Genomic DNA, 18665 nt, shown 5'->3' on the forward strand with positions numbered 1-18665 from the left:
GGCTATGTGCCCAACGACTATCAGGTGGGGCAGACGGGCAAGATCGTCGCGCCTGAGGTCTATGTCGCGGTCGGCATCTCCGGCGCGATCCAGCACCTTGCCGGCATGAAGGACTCCAAGACCATCATCGCCATCAACAAGGACGAGGATGCCCCCATCTTCCAGGTCGCAGACATCGGCCTCGTCGCAGACCTCTACAAGGCCGTGCCCGAACTGACCGGGAAAATCTGACGGGAGGGGGCATGCAGCGCGCCGACACCTGGGTCGATCCGGCCACCGGCCAGCCCCGCGACGGCGCGCCGCTCGGCATGCTCCTCACCGCGCAGGCGGAACTGACGCCGGATCGGCCCGCAATGACTATCGGCGGCCGCTGCTGGACCTTCGCGCAGTTCGAGGCGATGGCCAACCGGCGCGCCCGCGACCTCCTCCGGCGCGGCATCGGGGCGGGCGACCGGGTCGTCCTGTCGATGCCCAACCGGGCCGACTATCTCCAATGCGCCTTTGCCTTGTGGAAGATCGGCGCGGTTCCCTGCCCCGTATCGCACCGGCTGGCGACGCCGGAATTCGCGGAGATTCTGGACCTGTCCGGCGCGAAGCTGGTGATCGGGGAGGCCGGGCTGCCGGTGCCCGCCGCGCTGTTCCTCGACATCGACGCGCCGCTCGACGCCGCCATGGACGCCGCCCCGCTGCCGCCCGCCATCGCCCGGCCGGGCAAGATCGCCAACAGCGGCGGCAGCACCGGCCGGCCCAAGCTGATCGTCGATCCCCGTCCGTCCGTCTGGGGGCCGGACAAGGAAGGATGCCGCCGGGGGCCGCGCCTCATTCTGCTCAACCCCGGCCCGCTCTATCATTCCGCCCCGTTCAACACGACGGCCATGGCGATGGCGCAGGGCACACATATCGTCTGCATGGAACGGTTCGATCCGGCGGAATGGCTGGCGCTGGTCGAGCGCCACCGGGTCGATTATGCCTATATGGTGCCGACGATGATGGCGCGGATCGCCCGTCTGCCCAAGTCGCAAACCGATGCCGCCGACCTCTCCTCCCTCCGCACGTTGCTGCACATGGCCGCCCCCTGCCCGCCGGACGTCAAGCGCTGGTGGATCGACCGCATCGGCCCCGACCGGGTCTGGGAGGTCTATGGCGGGACGGAGCGCATCGGCGTCACCACCATCGGCGGGCGCGAATGGCTCGACCATCCCGGCTCGGTCGGCCGCGCCGCGCCGGGGCAGCAGATCCTCATCACCGGAGAGGACGGCGCGATCCTGCCGCCGGGCGAAATCGGCGAAATCCGCTTCCGCCGCGCGGACGGGGCCGCGTCCGGCTACAGCTATATCGGTTCGGAAAGCCGCGCGGACGGGGGCACGGACGGTTTCGGCGACATGGGCCGGGTCGATGCCGAGGGCTATCTGTATATCGCCGACCGGCGCACCGACATGATCCTGGTGGGCGGCGTCAACATCTATCCGGCGGAGATCGAGGCGGCGGTGGAGCGGCTGCCCGGCGTTGCGGGCTGCGCGGTGATCGGCCTGCCCGATCCCGATCTGGGCAACCGCATCCATGCGATCGTCGAGCTGGAAGCGGGCCGGGAGGAACCGGATGCAGCCGCCTTCCTCGCGCCGCTGGCCGCCACGCTCGGCCGTTTCAAGCAGCCCCGCTCGGTCGAGTTCACCGGCCGGCCGATTCGCGACGAGGCGGGCAAGGTGCGCCGCTCGGCCCTGCGCGCGGAGCGGCTGGGCGACGCCTGACCTTCCGGCTGCCTCCTTCCTCCCGTCACTCGAACAGGTCGGGCGCGGCCAGCCGGTCGGCGAGGAAGCGGCAGAAACGGGCGGCGTCCGCGCCGTTGATCACGCGATGGTCATAGCTGAGCGACAGCGGCAGCATCTGCCGCCAGGCGATGCCGCCATCCGCCGCCGGAACCGGGACGGGCCGCGCCCGCGTCACGCCCAATATGGCGACCTCCGGCGCATTAACGATCGGCGTGAAGCCGGTGCCGCCGATATGGCCGAGCGAGGTCAGCGTGATGCAGCCGCCCGACATCTCCGCCATGGACAGCCCCCTGGTGCGCGCCTTGTCGGACAGCGCGACGATCTCCGCGGCGATGGCGGTGGCGGACTTGCGGTCGCAATCGCGGATCACCGGCACCAGCAGCCCGCCGGGCGTATCGACCGCGACGCCGACATGCGCATATTTCTTGGCGATCAGCTCCCCGCTTTCCGGATCGAGCGACACGTTGAACTGCGGAAAGGCGGCCAGCGCATCGGCCAGCGCCTTCACCAGCAGCGGCACCGGGGTGAGCTTCGGACCGCCCTGCGCCGCCAGCGCCTTGCGCCGCGCCTCCATGTCGGTCACGTCGGCATCGTCCTGATGGGTGACATGGGGAATCGCCACCCAGTTGCGGCCGAGGAAGGACGCGACGAATTTCTGGATGCGGCTCAGGGGCTTGCGCTCTACCTCGCCATATTCGGAAAAGTCGGCCGCGGGCCAGGGCGCCAGATGTTTCAGCAGGTCACTCATGGGGCTGTCTTTCGGAAAACGGGCCTTGGGGAAGCGGGCGCAGGAAGGTGAAGCGCGGGCTTTGCGGGTCGATCGCGTCGGTCAGCCGCATCGTCGGGGTCGCTGCGAAAAGCGACTGAAGCAACGCCTGCGGATCGTCGGTTTCGACCGCATAGAGCGCCACGAACTCGCCGTCGGAACCGTCGGCGTCCAGCCGCCGGAACCGCTCCACGCCCAGAAAGCCGGGCAGCGCCAGCACCTCGCCCGCATGGATCGTGCGATACCAGAGGTCATACTCCTCCGCCCGCCCCGGCAGCGCGCGGGACGACACTTCGAGACGGTAGCGCATGGGAGTGTTATTCGATCGTGGCCAGCAGCGCGCCGACCTCATAGGTCTCGCCCACCTGCGCGACGATCCGGAGCGTGCCGGTGGCCGGGCTTTCGACCTCCTGCGTCGATTTTTCGGATTCGAGCGCATAGAGCGGCTGCCCCTCGACGGCCTGGCCGCCATCGGCGACCAACCATTCGGCCAGCACGCCTTCATTCATCGAAAAGCCGATCTTCGGCAGCAAAACTTCAACGGCCATCATGAACTCCCTATATGAATTATCGAGCCATCAGCGCCTTGGCGGCGCCGACGATATCGGCGGTCTGCGGCGCGAAGGCCGTTTCCAGCGGCTTGGAAAAGGGCACCGGGCAGAACGCCCCACCCAGCCGCCGCACCGGCGCCTTCAGCCGGCCGAACAGCTCCTCGTTGAGCACGGCGGCGATTTCCGCCCCGGCGCCGAAGGGCGTGACCGCCTCATGCACGATCATCGCGCGGCCGGTCTTGCCGACCGAGGCCAGCACCGTTTCGCGATCCCAGGGCGCGATCGAGCGCAGGTCGATCAGCTCCGCCGAAATGCCCGCTTCGGCCAGCTGGGCGACGGCGGGCGTCGCCTCCTGAATCATCCGCGCATAGGCGATGATGGTGACGTCGCTGCCCTCGCAGAGCACATTCGCCTTGCCGATCGGCACGCGATAGTCCTTTTCCGGCGCTTCGGCAGGCGTCCAGTAGGTCGGCAGATTTTCGATGAACAGCACCGGATCGGGATCGTCGATCGCGCTGCGCATCAGCCCATAGGCGTCCTTCGGGCTGGACGGCGCGACGACCTTGATGCCCGCCGTATGGGCGAACCACGCCTCCAGATAATCGCAATGCTGGCCGCCGGAGGCGAAGCCGGTGCCGGTCATCGTGCGGATGACGATCGGCACATGGGTCTGCCCGCCCGACATGAAGCGCAGCTTGGCGGCGTGGTTGACGATCATGTCCATCGCCACCGTGGTGAAGTTCATCAGCATGATCTCGGCCACCGGCTTGAACCCCACCAGCGACGCGCCGATCGCCGCGCCGATGATCGCCTGCTCCGAAATCGGGGTGGAGCGCACACGATGCTCGCCGAAGCGGGAGGACAGCCCCTTGGTGACGCCGCACACGCCGCCTTCCTCCGGGTCGGCCAGATCCTCGCCCAGCGCGATGACAGTCTCATCGGCTTCCATCGCATCGGCGATGGCGGCGTTGATCGCCTGAAGGATATTCGCCTTGGCCGGTTTCGCCATGGTTTCGGTGCTCATCAGGCCAGCTCCTCCGCGAACACGTCGCGCTTCAGTTCCTCGACGCCCGGAAACGGGCTGTTCAGCGCGAATTCGACCGCCTCGTCGATCTGCGCCTCGATCTCCGCCTCCATCGCGGCGAGTTGCTCCTCGGTGGCGGTGCCCTCGGCGATCAGCCGCGCGCGAAAACGCGGCACCGGGTCGTTGGCGACGGCCTCGGCCTTGCGGGCCTTGTCCATATAGGCGTCCTGATCGCCGAACACATGGCCGTGGAAGCGATAGGTCATCGCCTCGATCAGGGTCGGCCCCTCGCCGGCGCGGGCGCGCCGCACCGCTTCATGCGCGGCGGCGTACATGGCGAAGGGGTCGTTGCCGTCGACCCGCTCGCCCGGCATGCCATAGGCCGCCGCACGGTCCGCCACCCGGACGTTGCTGGTCTTGTCATAGGCGGTGTGCTCGCCCCATTCGTTGTTCTGGCACAGGAAGATGACCGGCAGCTTCCACACCGCCGCGAGGTTCAGCGATTCGTGGAAGGCGCCGATGTTCGACGCGCCGTCGCCGAAGGTCGCCACCGTCACCCGGCCGTCGCCGCGCAGCTGCGATCCCCAGGCGATGCCGTTGGCGATCGGCATGGAGGAGCCAACGATGCCCGTCGTCACCATCACGCCCTTGCCGGGATAAGTGAGGTGCATCGGCCCGCCCTTGCCCTTGCAGGTGCCGGTGGTGCGGCCCGCGACCTCGGCCCACATGTCCTTCAACGGGAAGCCCTTGGCCAGCATGTCGTGCGTGCCGCGATAGATGGTGCAGAGATAATCGTCGTCGTTGAGGTTGACGAAGGTCGCGCTGGGGATGACCTCCTGCCCGCGCGGGCTGTAATAGGGCATCACCAGCCGGCCGTTCATGATCACCTTGCGCGACCGCTCGTCATTGGCCTTGATCAAGGCCATGCGGCGATAGATTTCCACCTGCGTGGCGGCATCGGGTTGCGCCCTGTTGCTCATCTCTTCTGATGTCCTTTCCCGTCCCCGGACGGCCAATGATCTTCATCATCTGCCATGTTTCGGCGGGGTTGAAAGCCCCCGGCGGCAGAAAGGGGCACTATATCGCGGTTGTGAAGAGTCACTCCGGCGCGATGGCGCGCGCACGCAGCCGGACCCGCCCGTCGCCGAAGGGGGCGTCGCGGTTGGCGAGCGCCTCCTTCAGGCCCTTTTCCGCCATGTCCTTGCGGAATTGCGCCCGGCGCGGACCCTGCGAAAGGTGCGCCCGCGCATCCAGCTCCGCCGCGTAGCGCAGGGATTGCCGGGCGCCCGCCAGTTCCATCTGCATGTTGACGACCCGCTTGTGCGTGGCGAGGATCTCCGCATCGACGCTGCCGATGCGGCGCGCCATCTCGTCGGCCTGCGCGTCGATCTCGTCCGCCGGATAGGCTTCGAGGACGAGGCCGATCTTCGCGGCGTCCAGCCCGCTGATGGTATCGCCGGTGAACAGCATGCGCTTGGCCCATTGCGGCCCGCAATGATAGAACCAGAGATTGGTCGGCGGGGTGCCGTTGGCCCGCGCCGCCGGAAAGCCGATCTTCGCGTCGTCCGCCGCCAGCACGATGTCGCAGGAAAAGGCGAGATCCGTCCCCCCCGCGAGGCAATTGCCGTGCACCTTGGCGACGATCGGCTTGTGCAGGTCGAGCATGATCGCGGTCAGGTCCTGCTGCCGTTCGAGATGCCAGATGTCGTCGTCCAGCGTATCCGCGCGCGTGCGATAGGCGGCCGGATCATAGTCCGCCGCGTCGTCCGCCTTGCCGCCATAGCTGTCGGTCAGATCGTAGCCGGCGCAGAAATCCTTGCCCACGCCCGACAGCAGGATCACGTTGACGTCCCGCCTGTCGTCGGCCTCCAGCAGCGCCTGATGCAGCTCACGCAGCGTCAGGGCGGACAGCGCGTTGCGCTTGTCGGGGCGGTTGAGCGTGATGCGCGCCACATTGTCCCCGACCTCGAAGCTGAGGCATTCCGTCGACTTGAGCCATTTCATGCCCATGATGTTGTCCTTCCCCTGTCGGCTCCTGCACCCGGCATAGCCTCGCAAGGCCCCGCGTGGCGAGAGCAAGAAGGAAGGAAGGCCCGCTGCATCAGCCATGTGATCCCTCTGCCCGGCGACCCGGCAGGGCAGAGGGAGGAGGATCACACCAGCGTGCTGTCCAGCCGCTCCATGTCGACGGTCCGCCTGTCCGGCCCCAGCAGCATTTCGGTATGGCCCGCGCCGCCGGGGATCATCGGATAGCAATTGTCGAGCCGCGTCACATGGCAATCGACCAGCACCGGCCCGTCGGCGGCGAGCATGGCGGCGATCGCCCCGTCGAGGTCGCCCGGATCGGTGACGGTGATGCCCTTCCACCCATAGGCCTCCGCCACCGCCATGAAATCGGGCAGGGAATCGGAATAGCTTTCCGCATAGCGCCCGTCATAGCCGACATCCTGCAACTGCCGCACCATGCCCAGATACTGGTTGTTCAGCATGAAGACCTTGACCGGCAGGCGATATTGGGTGGCGGTGGCCATTTCCTGCATGTTCATCTGGAACGAGGCGTCGCCGGTGACGGTGACGACCAGCGCGCCGGGGTTGCCGACCTGCGCGCCGATCGCCGCGGGCAGGCCATAGCCCATGGTGCCCAGCCCGCCGCTGGTGAGCCAGCGGTTGGGCGCGTCGATGCCCAGATGCTGCGCCGCCCACATCTGATGCTGTCCCACATCGGTGGTGACGATGGGCGCGCGGTCCCGCGCGGCGCTCCACAAGGCACGCAGCGCCTGTTGCGGCGCGATCGCGTCCCGCCGCTCCTCGAAGGCGAGGCAGTCGCGTCCCCGCCAGGCGGCGATGCTGTCCCACCACGCCCCGGTATCGGCGGCCTCGCACCCCTGCCGCCGCCATGCGGCGACGATCGCCTCCATCGCGCGCCCGGCGTCGGCGACGATGCCGAGGTCGACCGGCACGTTCTTGCCGATCTGGCTGCGATCGGCATCGATGTGGATCTTGCGCGAATGCGGGCTGAACGCGTCCAGCCGCCCGGTCACGCGATCGTCGAAGCGCGCGCCGATGGCGACGATCAGGTCGGCCCGGTTCATCGCCATGTTCGCCTCATAGGTGCCGTGCATGCCCAGCATCCCCAGCCATTGCGGCGAGGAAGACGGGAAGGCGCCCAGGCCCATCAGCGTCGAGGTGACGGGCGCGCCGGTCAGTTCGACCAGCTCGCGCAGGTCGCGGCTCGCCTCCGGCCCGGCGTTGATGACGCCGCCGCCGGTATAGAGGATGGGCCGCTCCGCCGCCGCGATCAGCGCCACCGCGGTCTCGATCTGCGCGGGGTCGGCGTCGCCTGCGGGATGGTAGGAGGGCGGCACCGGCGGATCGGCCATTGGCGCGGGAAAGGCCGCGCGGCGGACCTGCACGTCCTTGGGCACGTCGACCAGCACCGGGCCGGGCCGCCCGGTCGCGGCGATATGGAACGCCTCGCGGATCACCGGGCCGAGGCTGTCGGCCGATTTGACGAGATAATTATGCTTGGTGCAATGGCGGGTGATGCCGATCGTGTCGCATTCCTGAAAGGCGTCGGTGCCGAGCAGATGCGTCGCCACCTGCCCGGAGATCACTACGATCGGGATCGAATCCATCATCGCGTCGGTCAGTCCGGTGACGGTATTGGTCACACCCGGCCCGGACGTCACCAATACCACGCCCGGCTTGCCGGTCGAGCGCGCATAGCCCTCCGCCGCGTGCACCGCCCCGGCCTCATGCCGGACGAGAATATGGCGGATACGGTCCTGGTTCAGCAGCTCGTCGTAAATGGGCAGCACGGCGCCGCCGGGATAGCCGAAAATGACCTCCACCCCCAGATCCTGAAGGGTCCGCACCAATATTTCAGCACCACTCAATCCGTTCATGCCCGCGCTCCGCTTGCGATGCAGCCATCATAGTGCGGGACGGGGCGGGAATCCTTGCGAATTGCGCCATGATGGCGGCGGATATTGGCATAAACCATCCCATACAGGTCAATTCGCGAAATTTTCTGTCCCGAATGATTGCAGGGCCGCAATCATCGAGCGGGCAGATTCCTGCGTCATTGATACCGAAATGATATCCCAGCGGGAAAAGCCGCATCGTGAGTTATCCGCGCGAAGGGTTCATAAACTTTCCCCGGATTTGCCGGACCCCGGCCAACAGGAGAAAGATGCATGACCGCAGCAGACACCGCCACGACGGCGCCCCCGGCAACGGGCGCCATCACCTCCCCGATCAAGCTCGCCCATATCGTGCTGAGGACGTCGCGGTTCCGGGAGATGATCGACTGGTATTCGACGGCGCTGGGCGCCCATATCGCCTATGCCGACGACGGCATCGCCTTCCTCTGCTATGACGACGAGCACCACCGGGTCGCGTTCATCAACATACCCGGCCTCGCGGACCAGCCCGCCGGGGCGGCCGGCGTCCACCATATCGCATTCACCTATGAAAACCTGCACCAGCTGCTCGACAACCATGCGCGGCTGGCCGAACAGGGGATAGAGCCGGTGTGGTGCGTCAACCACGGGCCGACCACGTCCATCTATTATGCCGATCCCGACGGCAACCAGCTGGAATTCCAGGTCGACAATTACGACACGGTGGAGGAAGCGGGCGAATTCATGTTCACCGAGGCCTTCGCGACCAACCCGATCGGCGTCGATTTCGACCCCGCCGAGCTGCGGCGGCGGCTGGCGGCGGGCGAGGCCGAAGCCAGCGTGAAGCTCCGCCCGGCCAGCGGCCCGCGCGGCGTGGACAGCATCCCGCTGCGCTGAGGCGGGCGGGGGAAAACCCGTGCAAGGAAGCTCTGGTCGGACGTCTGCGTCCGACCGAGGCTGACCTAGCCTTTACCGTCACCCCGAACTTGGTTCAGGGTCCATTTCGCCAGATCGATCATCGGCCTGTGGCGCTTGATGGATGCTGAAACGAGTTCAGCATGACGGTTGGGCTATGTCGGCTAACCGTTCCAAACCGGTCAGCCGGAAAAAGAGGGGCCGATCGCGGCCATGTTCCGCGGCCGGCCCCACCTTATCAGCCGCCGAACTTGAAGTTCGCGCGGATGCCGTAGGTGCGCGGCGCGCCGATGTTCGCCGCGACCAGCCCTGCGACAGAGCCGGACTGGATGCCGCCGGTATAATAGACCGCCTTGTTGAGGTTGCGGCCGAACAGCCCCACCGACCAGCGGTCGCCCGGTGCCGAATAGGTCAGGTTGGCGTTGACCACCGCATAGGCGCCGTCCCGCTCCGCGTCGATGAAGTCGATGGTCAGCCAGCGGGCGCTGGCGAAGTTCACGCTCGCGTCGGCGGTGACGGTCGCGCCGTTGGCCAGCGTGAAATCATGCGCATAGGCCGCCGTGCCCGACCATTTCGGCACGCGCGCGACCTGGAACCCGGCACAGTTGCTGAGGAACACCGGCAGCGGGCCGCCGTTCACCGTCTGGCCGCTCGCCCGCATCGGCAGCGCCGCGCCCGGCGCATAGGGCCCGGACACCGCGCAGCCGGTCGAGATCGGATTGAAGAAGCCCTGCGGCGTCAGATAGGCGAACTGGTCATATTCGGAATGCGCATATTCGCCCGACAGGCTGATCGTATCGGCCTGGGTAGGCTTCAGCACGATGTCCGCGGTGCCGCCATAGATGGTCGCGTCGCCCGAGTTGAAGGTGATGAGGCTGAGGTTGCCGGCGGAATCGAAGCCGGGGCGGGAATCCTGGATATCCTTGTATTTCCAGTGGAACCCGCTCAGGTTCACCTGCACCCGGTTGTTGAGGAAGCGGTTCTTCACCCCTGCCTCGAACGCGCGCAGCTTTTCCGCGCCATAGCTGTTGGGCGCGGCGATCTGTGAGAAGCCGCCCGATTTATAGCCGGTACTGTAGGTCGCATAGAGCAGGCTGTTGGGGGCGAGGTCGAATTCCGCGCCGACCTTGTACGAGACATTGTTGAAGCTCTGCTCGCCGTCGAACCGGTAGAGCGTCGACTGCGAGACGCGGCTGAAGGTGTTGCCGTAGAGCGACTTCTTCTCATGCGTGTAGCGCAGGCCGCCGATCAGGCGCAGCCCGTCGGTGAGGGTCAGCGTCGCCTGCCCGAACGCCGCATAGGAGGTCGACTTGGGCGTGACGGTGATCAGATTGTCCATGAAAGGCGCCGACCGGACCGAAACGGTGCCGTTCTCCGAACTGTCGCGATAGGCATAGCCGCCCAGCACCCAGGTCAGCGCGCGCGAACTGTTGCCGAGGCGCACTTCCAGCGTCTTCTGCTTGATCACGCTGCGATTTTCCAGCGTCGTGGTGAAGTGGATGATGTAGTTGGCGTCGACATAGCGATAGGCCGGAATGATCGTCAGCGTCGCGAACGGCATCCGGTAATCGAGCTGGGCGCTGAAGTTGTAGAGCGTGGTGTCGCTGTAATTGTCGTTGAGCGCATCGTAGACCACCGCGCCGCCGGGGCCGAAGGCGTGCATATAGGCATTGGCTTCCGGCGTCGTCATCGATTCATAGGGGCTGGCGCCGGGACGGCGGGGCAGATAGACATAATCGCCGCCCCGGCCGCCGACATGCGAATAATCGGCGTTGAGCAGCAGCGTCAGATCGGGCGAGGGTTCCCATTTGAAGCGCAGGCGCGCGGCCTGCTGCACATCGTCATTCTGCCCGTCGGACAGATAGCCGTCGCGGTTGATGATGTTGAACGCGCCCCGGATCGCCGCCGTATCGCCGATGGGCAGGTTGACCGCGCCCGATGCGTGCAGCAGGTTGTAGTTGCCGCCCTCGAAGTTCATCTCCGCCGTGCGCGCGCCCAGGCGCGGCTCGTTGGTGATGACGTTGATCGCGCCGCCGGTGGCGTTGCGGCCGTAGAGCGTGCCCTGCGGCCCCTTCAGCACCTCGACGCGGGCGATATCGTAGAAATTGCCGCTGGTGCCTTCGGGGCGGCCGACATAGATGCCGTCGACGTTGAAAGCGACGCCGGGGCTGGTCAGCGTGCCGGCGGCGAAGCTGCCCACGCCGCGCAGGAACACCTGCGTGGACGCGCCGTTCGCGCCGATCTGAAGGCCGCTGGTCATCTTCTGGAGGCTGGCGGTGTCGGTGATGCCCGCCTTCGACAGATCGTCCCCGCCGATCACCTGAATGGTCAGCGGCGCCTTCTGGACATTCTGCTCGCGGCGCTCGGCGGTGACGATGATGTCGGCGATGCCGCCGGACGCCTCGGCCTCCGGCGCAGGCTGGGCCGTCGATTGCGCCGAGGCGGCGACGGGCGCGGACAGGCCCATCAGAGCGATGGCGATGCAGCTGGCCGTCTGCGAAAAATCCTTCATTGTCCCCTTCTCCTTGAATTTTCGAACCGTTTGTTCATTTGCAATGTAAAATCCATCTCTTCCAAAACCTGCGCGGAGCAGGCGCGGTCGCCGGGGCAGTGCGGCGCGCGCACGCCGGCGGCCTCCAGCCGGGGCAGCACGCCCCGCCCCAGATGATCCAGCATGGTTTCCGGCTCGATCGTGTTGAGCAATATGCCGTCCAGCCCGGCGTCCGACAGGGCGACGAGGAGTTCGGCGACGCGCTCCATCGAGCCCACCACGCCGAAGCCGCCGCCCGCCGCCCAGTTGCGATCGAATTTCCAGCGCTCCTCCGCGCTCATCGACTGCGCCGTCGCGCCGAGGGTCGTGACGAAATGCTCGACGCGCGCACGGTCGGCATGCTCGACCGCATAATAGTTCAGGAAATCCTCCGCCTCCCGCTGCGTTTCGCGGATCACCGTATAGCCATGGGTCCAGATCTGGACCTCGCGGTCGAATGTCTCGCGCGCATAGCGCTTGTAATCGGCGATCTGCGTCCGGGCCTCGGCGAGGTCGGCGGAGATGTGGGTGAAGACGATGTCGGCATGCTCGCAGGCGAATTCGCGGCCCCTGGCCGATGTCCCCGCATTCATGATCGCGGGAAAATGCTGGATGGGCTTGGGCAGCGAGAGCACGCCGTCCGCCTTGTAGAAGCGGCCCTCGAAATCGAACGGCTCCTCCGCCGTCCACAGGCGCCTGAGCAGGTCGAGCCATTCGCGCGCATGGGCATAGCGCGTTTCATGATCCTCCAGCGCGACGCCGAACGCCCCGAACGTCGCCGGATTGGCCCCGGCCACGAGGTTGAGCGCGAACCGCCCGCCGCTGACCCGGTCCCCGGTCGCCGCCGCCTTGGCGACGAAGACGGGGTGGTTCAGCTGCACATGCATCGTCGCGACCATCGCGGGATGGGCATGGCGCGCGGCCAGCGCCGTGGCCCAGGTGAAGGGCTCCAGCTCCGGCCTCGGTTCCCAGCCCATCAGCGACACCGCGACCTCCAGCCCCAGCGCGTCGGCCATGCCGACCGCCGCGTCGCACCGGTTCCAGTCGGCGATATAGCGATCGGGCGCGAGGGACATTATGAGATGTCCCGCGTTCAGCCCGAACAATCCCAGCTTGAGGCGGTTTCCGTTAAACAGCGGATTGGTCGCCGCGCGCGGGTCGTCCTTCCAGCTCTTCATGTCTATCCTCCTGCCTTCTCAGGGCGCGCGAAGGCGCCCGGCGGCGGCCTGCCGGCCTGTCTCGCCATGATATGCATTGCGATGATATGCGTTGGTTGCCTGCCGCGACGCCCCGTCGGCCGTCGCGGCGGAAGAAAAGGTCAGACGGCTACATTGGGTTCGAGCCCCAGCAGCATGCGGCCATAGCCTTCCATCGAGGAATCATTGTCGAAGAAGGCGTGCACGCCGATCATGTTCACGTTGCGGAACGCCCGCTGCATGATGGAAGAGGTGCGGAAGGCGTTGGCGCCCGATCCGGCCACCAGATCGTTGACCGCTTCCTTGCAATGGCCGACCAGCGCCGCGCTGCGCGCCTTGAACTCGATCCGCCCCTCGATGCCCATCGTCGCGGCCTCCGGCGAGAGCGCCAGCCGCATCAGGTCCGCGAACAGCACCTGCGCGGTGGCATAGCTGCTCTCGCCCCGCCCGGCGCGCATATGCGCGGTCGGCTTCTGATTGACCGCCTTGCCGTCATTGGTGCCGACGCGCACGCGCGTGGTGTTGAGGAAATCGTCGACCACCCCGCGCAGCGCGCCGATGAACGGCGCCAGCGAATAGGTGAAGGTCACGAGGGTCAGCGGGCGTCCGTAGAGGGAATTGGCGTGGAGCCTGGACCCCGGCGTGTCCCCGCTGAACAGGCTGGCGGTGGCGACCGTCCGGTGCGCGGGGATGAATACGTCGTCATAGACCACGTCCCAGCTTCCAGAGGCGCGCATGCCCTGCACGTCCCAGGTGTCGATCACCTCCACGTCGCCGACCGGCACGATGAAGCTGATCGGCCCCTTCGGCCCGTCGCCTTCGACCACCATGCCCGTGCCCATGATCCATTGGGCGTGCGGCGCGCCGGAATTCCACCCGTTGCGGCCGCTGACGCGATAGCCGCCGTCGACCGCGCGCAGCTTCAGCGTCGGCGCCAGCACGCCCGCGGTGCAGGGCGACGGGCCGTTGGCGTAGATCTCGCGCTGCGCCTCTTCGGGGAACTGGCAGTGGATCCAGTTGTGGCCGATGTAGAAGGCCAGCACCCAGGCCGCGCCCAGATCCTCCGCCGCGATGATTTTGATGATGTCGCAGGCCGTCTCCAGCCCCAGCTCGCTGCCGCCGAACATGCGGGGCGTGAGCACCGAGACCAGATCGAGGTCGATATATTGCCGGACGATATCGTCCGGCAATTTGCTTGCGGAATCGATTTCGACGCCGCGCTCCCTTATCTCCGCGGCCAGCGCGCGGGCGCGATCGATCAGCGCATCAGCGATCATTTTCATAGCCTTTCCCTCTCAATTCATTCATGGCCCTTGCGGCCGCCTGGCGTTCATGCCCGCTTGTCTCCGCCTCGCCCTCGCCGGTGGACGGCGTCCGCCATCCCCGCGATATGTTTCGGACGGATAGTGTGCCGTGTCCGCGCGGCGGGCCGCATCGCGCCCTTCTCCCGCTTCGATCGCACGGCTTTTATGATCCGTTCCCGATTCAAAATCCAGTATAAATTTGCGTATTGTGCAATTTTTTCCTAAACGGCAAATTTATGCCCGCTTTCCTCAAGCGGGGCTCGGCACCGGCTCGGCCGCCTTCAGCCGGTGGCCGCTGTCCGCGCGCCACCACAGCAGGGCCGAGATCGCCACCACAGAGCCGATCGACATCACGAGCGCGACGGCGACCGCCGACCAGCCGCCGGTGAACAGCACGCCCGGCACCACCGCCGCCGCCACGCTGCCCAATCTACCGAAGGCATAGGCGATGCCGATGCCGGTCGAGCGGTTGGCGGTCGGGAAGGCCCGCGCCATCACCCCGTAGATCGCCGCCGAGCAGCCCAGCGCCATCAGCCCCTCGAAGCCCGCGCCCACCTTCAGCAGGGCGAGGTTGGCGGGCAGCAGCGTGAAGAGGATGATCGCGAACGCCGTTCCCGCCATCATCGTCAGCGCCAGCGGCACGATCGGCAGGCGCCGCCCCAGCAGGCCGACCCCGACCGCGCCGACGATGCCGAACATGTTCTGATAGATGCTGACCCCCGCCGCATCGGCGCCGGAGAATTTCATGTCCGCGACCATCTGCGGCAGCCAACTCATGAAATAGAAGATCGTCATCATCTGGGTGAAGTTGATGACGATCATCGCGATCGTCGTCGCGCGCAGCCCGCGCGCGAAGATCGCGGGGCCGCCGCTGCGCTTGCCCTGCCGGCCGCCGTCGGCGGCCTCGCGCGCCGCGCTGGCGGGCAGGTGGCTGAGCGGCGGCTGGCCGAAGCGGCGCAGCACCCGATTGAGCGTGGCGAGGTTGCGCTCACCGCCCCGGCTCATCAGATAGTCCACCGATTCCGGCAGCAGCGCCGTCGCCGCGACGCCGAGGGACAGGGTGATGAGTCCGGCGGCGATGAACACCGCGCGCCAGTCGTGGCTTTGCAGCAGCCAGGATGCGGTCGCCCCGCCGAACATGCCGCCCAGCGGCATGCCGATCGATATCACCGCCGCCGCGAGCGGTCGGCTCTTGAGGTTCGCATATTCGGTCGCCAGCGACAGCGTCGGCGCCGCCATGCCGCCGATGCCGAGGCCGGTCACCAGACGCAGCGCAGCCAGTTCCACCGGCCCGGTGGTCAGGCAGGACAGCAGCATCGCGGCGGAAACCAGCAGCAGGCAGGGCAGGATGGTGCGCCGCCGCCCGATCCGGTCGGCCAGCGGCGAGATGAGCAGCGCGCCCAGCCCCATGCCGACGAGGTTCATCGCCAGGATGATGCCGATGGTCGCGTGGGTGACCTTCCATTCCGCCATGATGCCCGGCGCCGCGAAGCTGGCGGCGAGGATATCGAAGCCGTCGGCGGCGGTGATCAGCAGCGTCATCGCGATGCCGATCTTCTGCGCGAGGCTCATCGGCGAGGTGAGCAGCGCAGGCCGGGGATCCCGCTCGCCGGAACCGGCCGCGCCCTGATCCCCTTCATCCTTCCAGACAGAATCCGTCACCCTCGTCTCTCCTCGCCTTTTTCGTTTCCGCGCCGATCCTATGCCGCATTGTTTGCAGTTGCAAGTTATAAAGCGTGCGGCCGGACGGAAGCCGGGCCGGGGCGCGGCGGCGAAGAGCGCTCAGCCCGCGCCGCCCGCCAGCCAGTCCCGGTCGGCCGCGCGCAGCGCCGCCGCCGTTTCGGGCCGGTCGACGCCGGGCAGGTCGTCCCGCAGCGGGCGCCCCTGCGCTTCGAGAATGTAGCTCAGATGGCGGTAGGACGGGCGGAAGCCGTTCAGCTTCCGTTCGTCTATCTCCGGTATCTGCACCGGGTTGCACGCTTGCAGCTCATCACGGATGTAGATGCCGCGCAGCGCGGCGATGCGCCATTCGCCATCGACCCGCCGCACCCGGTAGAGCAGCCGTGTATAGCTCGTCATTGCCGCCTCGACGCCGCCGAGCGGCAGGAAGCTGTGGACCGCGCAGGACGCGTCCGCGATCGCGCGGTCGCCGTTCACCTTCGCCACGGCGGGGCTCATCGAATCGAAATAGACCGCCGCGCGGCGGCCCGCCGCCGCAGCCTTGCGCCCGGCATCGACGAAATCGGCGGCGCTGCCCTTGAACCACGACACCTCGACCGTCGCATCGGGCAGGAAGCAGGCGTCCTCCTCGTCGAAATCACCGATTTCGCGCGCCAGCCGCTCGCGCATCAGCACCTCGCTGACCGCATAGCGGTCGAGCACCCCGGCAGGGTCCTTCAGGCGGCTGAAAATATCCTGATCCGATGACGCCATTCTGCCTGCTCCTCCTGCTGAAACCGTCCCGCCGGCCTGCTCCGGCAGCAGCGCCAGCAGGGATGCGGCCATCGCGCCCTTGATAGCCTCGCGCCGTCCCTCCCCATGTCGGACGCGGCCATGGCGGCTCAGCTCGGCCGCCAGACCGCCAGACCGTCCTGCCGCGTCATCCGGCCCAGCGCGGGCCAGGTGAAATGGGGCGTGAACATCGACCAGCCGGTCTCGATCGCCAGATCGATCAGCCGCTTGCGCGTGGCGATCGCCAGCGGCGCATCGGTATCGAACGAGAAGCGCCAGTCCGGGCGCTCGACCGAGATATAGCGATTGCCCGCGGCATCGGCGGTGTAGAACAGCTTGTCGTCGCCCGCGTCGAACAGGAAGCCCACCTGCCCCGGCGTATGCCCGTCGAGCAATATGGTCCCCACCCCCGGCATCGCCTCTTCCCCCGCGCGGAAGATCACCAGCCGGTCCTTGCCGAGAGCGAGGAAGCGCTGGGCCGCCCATATGGTTTCCACCCGCATCGGCGGCGGCATCAGCGTGCCGCTGAGGTCGGGCTCCCGCCCCCAGAAATCGACCTCTTCCTGGCTGACATGATAGCGGGCATTGGGAAACAGCGGCCGGTCGTCGTTATCGAACAGCCCGCCGATATGGTCGGGATGGATGTGGGAGATGAGGATCGTCCTGATCGACGCCGGATCGATCCCGGCGGCGGCCAGCGCCCTGGGCAGGCGGCCCGCCGTCGCGATGGGCAGGCTGTCCGGACCGGGCAGCGTGCCGATGCCGGAATCGACCAGCACGTCCTCGCCGCGATAGTCGCGGACCAGCAGGCAGGTGATGGTCGTGCGGTTCCGATCGGTGTTCTGGCCATGGTCGGCAAGGAAGCCCTTCAGCTCGTCCTCGGCGATTTCGGGCGCCGCTATGCTGAGGGGGCCTTCGACATAGCCGTCGCTCAGCGCGACGCAATCGAGCGTGCCGACCGTCAGCTTGCGGAACAGTTCGTCCTCCTGGCCGGATGCCAGCCGCGCTGGAGTGCTCATATCCATTCTCCTGACAGGCTTCAGCCCTCGGCCAGCCATTGTTGTTCCTGCACCCGCAGCGCCGCCACCGTTTCCGGCCGGTCGATGCCGGGCAGGTCGTCCCGCACCGCGAAGCCCGCCCGCGCCATCGAATAGGCGATGCAGCGATAGGATTTGCGCATGCCGCCGAACATATCCTGATCGATCACCAGCGGCTGGCCGGGATTGATGGGCACGATCGTGTCGCTGATATAATAGGCCCGCATGCCGAAGAGCAGCCATTCGCCCCCTTCCCGCACCGCACGCCAGAGCAGCCGGGTGTGGCTGGTAAGGTCGATCTCCACCCCGTCCAGATCGCTGAGCGCGTGGATGCAGCATCCGGTTTCCGCCAGCGCCCGGTCGCCCCGCACCGTCACGGCGGCGGGGCTCATCTGGTGGAAGGTATAGACCTTGCCGCCGGCGATCTGGCTGCTGCGCTCCGCGAATTCCTTGCCGGAGCCCTGAAACCACGACACCTCGACGAGGGAATCGGGATGATAGCATTGCGCCATCACATCCCATTGCCCGGTGTCGCGCGCGGTGCGCTCGAACTGGATGAGGGTGTCGATCGCGGTGCGGTCTTGCAGATCCTGTTGCGCCATATGCCTGTCCTTCTTGCCGCCGCGCCCCTAGAGGAAGCTGGCCACTTCCTCGAAATCCAGCCGCGGCGACCGGTTGTAGACCTTGTCCGGGTCGCCATGGCCGATGCCGCAGATGAAGTTGATCCGCAGCGTCGTGCCCGCGAAGAATTCCTCCTGCACCTTCGCCGGGTCGAAGCCCGACATCGGCCCCGCGTCGAGGCCGACCGCGCGCAGCGCGAGCAGGAAATAGGCCGCCTGCAACGTGCCGTTGCGGAACGCGGTGCCCTTGATCAGCGGTTCGTTGCCCGCGAACACGGCCCGCGCGTCGGGGTTGTGCGGGAACACCTTGGGCAGCTGCTCGTAAAAGGCCTCGTCGAAGGCGATCAGCGCGACGACCGGCGCGGTCATCACCTTGTCGACATTGCCGGGCGACATGGCGGGGCGCAGCCTCTCCTTCGCCTCTGCCGAGCGCAGGAACAGCAGCCGCATCGGCTGGGTGTTCATCGAGGTCGGACCCCATTTGGCGATTTCATAGGCGGCCTTCAGCTGGTCGTCGCCGACCTCGCCCGCCTGCCAGCCATTCTGGGAGCGGGCTTCGTAGAACAGCCTGTCGAGCGCGGTCCGGTCGATCACGGTCAT

Annotated in this window: 18 protein-coding genes; 3 read left to right on the forward strand and 15 right to left on the reverse strand. The window is 67.0% G+C overall.

Annotated features, from left to right (window positions below; all coding sequences use genetic code 11):
- Positions 1–231: FAD-binding protein (locus GGR43_RS19645; RefSeq protein ID WP_223177533.1), on the forward strand; the 231-nt coding region annotated here is incomplete at its 5' end.
- 11 nt (positions 232–242) lie between these two features.
- Positions 243–1748 (forward strand): AMP-binding protein, encoded by a 1506-nt coding sequence (locus GGR43_RS19650; RefSeq protein WP_188073512.1) that lies wholly within the window; start codon positions 243–245, stop codon positions 1746–1748.
- Positions 1749–1773: 25 nt separating this feature from the next.
- Here GGR43_RS19650 and GGR43_RS19655 read toward each other — a convergent pair whose 3' ends face one another.
- The 7 genes from GGR43_RS19655 to ilvB form a co-directional block, all read right to left on the reverse strand.
- Positions 1774–2517 (reverse strand): 2-oxo acid dehydrogenase subunit E2, encoded by a 744-nt coding sequence (locus GGR43_RS19655; RefSeq protein ID WP_188073513.1) that lies wholly within the window; start codon positions 2515–2517, stop codon positions 1774–1776.
- On the reverse strand, positions 2510–2845 hold the full coding sequence (locus GGR43_RS19660) for a hypothetical protein (protein ID WP_188073514.1): 336 nt from the start codon (positions 2843–2845) through the stop codon (positions 2510–2512). The genes GGR43_RS19655 and GGR43_RS19660 overlap by 8 nt, the downstream gene beginning before the upstream one ends.
- Before the next feature lie 7 nt (positions 2846–2852).
- Positions 2853–3083: a biotin/lipoyl-containing protein gene (locus GGR43_RS19665; protein WP_188073568.1), complete on the reverse strand. Its 231-nt coding sequence runs from the start codon at positions 3081–3083 to the stop codon at positions 2853–2855.
- Between the two features lie 19 nt (positions 3084–3102).
- Positions 3103–4110: an alpha-ketoacid dehydrogenase subunit beta gene (locus GGR43_RS19670; RefSeq protein ID WP_188073515.1), complete on the reverse strand. Its 1008-nt coding sequence runs from the start codon at positions 4108–4110 to the stop codon at positions 3103–3105.
- Positions 4110–5090 (reverse strand): thiamine pyrophosphate-dependent dehydrogenase E1 component subunit alpha, encoded by a 981-nt coding sequence (locus tag GGR43_RS19675; protein WP_188073516.1) that lies wholly within the window; start codon positions 5088–5090, stop codon positions 4110–4112. Before GGR43_RS19675 ends, GGR43_RS19670 begins: the two co-directional genes overlap by 1 nt.
- Before the next feature lie 118 nt (positions 5091–5208).
- Positions 5209–6120 (reverse strand): crotonase/enoyl-CoA hydratase family protein, encoded by a 912-nt coding sequence (locus tag GGR43_RS19680; protein WP_188073517.1) that lies wholly within the window; start codon positions 6118–6120, stop codon positions 5209–5211.
- Positions 6121–6263: 143 nt separating this feature from the next.
- Positions 6264–8015: a biosynthetic-type acetolactate synthase large subunit gene (gene ilvB / locus GGR43_RS19685; protein ID WP_188073518.1), complete on the reverse strand. Its 1752-nt coding sequence runs from the start codon at positions 8013–8015 to the stop codon at positions 6264–6266.
- Positions 8016–8306: 291 nt separating this feature from the next.
- Here ilvB and GGR43_RS19690 point away from each other — a divergent pair, with 291 nt between their 5' ends.
- The gene (locus GGR43_RS19690; RefSeq protein WP_223177534.1) at positions 8307–8909 is read left to right on the forward strand and encodes a VOC family protein; all 603 of its coding nucleotides are present in this window, start codon (positions 8307–8309) and stop codon (positions 8907–8909) included.
- Positions 8910–9165: 256 nt separating this feature from the next.
- On the opposite strand, the gene GGR43_RS19695 is transcribed toward GGR43_RS19690, so the two are convergent.
- The 8 genes from GGR43_RS19695 to GGR43_RS19730 form a co-directional block, all read right to left on the reverse strand.
- Entirely contained in the window at positions 9166–11439 is a 2274-nt protein-coding gene (locus GGR43_RS19695) for a TonB-dependent receptor (protein WP_188073519.1), read from the reverse strand.
- Entirely contained in the window at positions 11436–12635 is a 1200-nt protein-coding gene (locus GGR43_RS19700) for an LLM class flavin-dependent oxidoreductase (RefSeq protein WP_188073520.1), read from the reverse strand. Before GGR43_RS19700 ends, GGR43_RS19695 begins: the two co-directional genes overlap by 4 nt.
- Before the next feature lie 140 nt (positions 12636–12775).
- Positions 12776–13936 carry an acyl-CoA dehydrogenase family protein gene (locus tag GGR43_RS19705; RefSeq protein WP_188073521.1) on the reverse strand — a complete coding sequence of 387 codons (1161 nt, stop codon included), beginning with the start codon at positions 13934–13936 and terminating at the stop codon, positions 12776–12778.
- Between the two features lie 270 nt (positions 13937–14206).
- Entirely contained in the window at positions 14207–15619 is a 1413-nt protein-coding gene (locus tag GGR43_RS19710; RefSeq protein ID WP_188073522.1) for an MFS transporter, read from the reverse strand.
- A 120-nt stretch (positions 15620–15739) separates the two neighbouring features.
- Positions 15740–16390, reverse strand: a complete 651-nt coding sequence (locus GGR43_RS19715) for a nuclear transport factor 2 family protein (protein ID WP_188073523.1) — start codon at positions 16388–16390, stop codon at positions 15740–15742.
- Between the two features lie 128 nt (positions 16391–16518).
- Positions 16519–17427 carry an MBL fold metallo-hydrolase gene (locus GGR43_RS19720; protein ID WP_188073524.1) on the reverse strand — a complete coding sequence of 303 codons (909 nt, stop codon included), beginning with the start codon at positions 17425–17427 and terminating at the stop codon, positions 16519–16521.
- A gap of 20 nt (positions 17428–17447) precedes the next feature.
- Positions 17448–18047, reverse strand: a complete 600-nt coding sequence (locus GGR43_RS19725; RefSeq protein ID WP_188073525.1) for a nuclear transport factor 2 family protein — start codon at positions 18045–18047, stop codon at positions 17448–17450.
- A gap of 27 nt (positions 18048–18074) precedes the next feature.
- Positions 18075–18665, reverse strand: coding sequence for a malonic semialdehyde reductase (locus tag GGR43_RS19730; protein WP_188073526.1), 591 nt, complete (start codon positions 18663–18665; stop codon positions 18075–18077).

Source organism: Sphingobium jiangsuense (assembly GCF_014196495.1).
Taxonomy (GTDB): Bacteria; Pseudomonadota; Alphaproteobacteria; order Sphingomonadales; family Sphingomonadaceae; genus Sphingobium; species Sphingobium jiangsuense.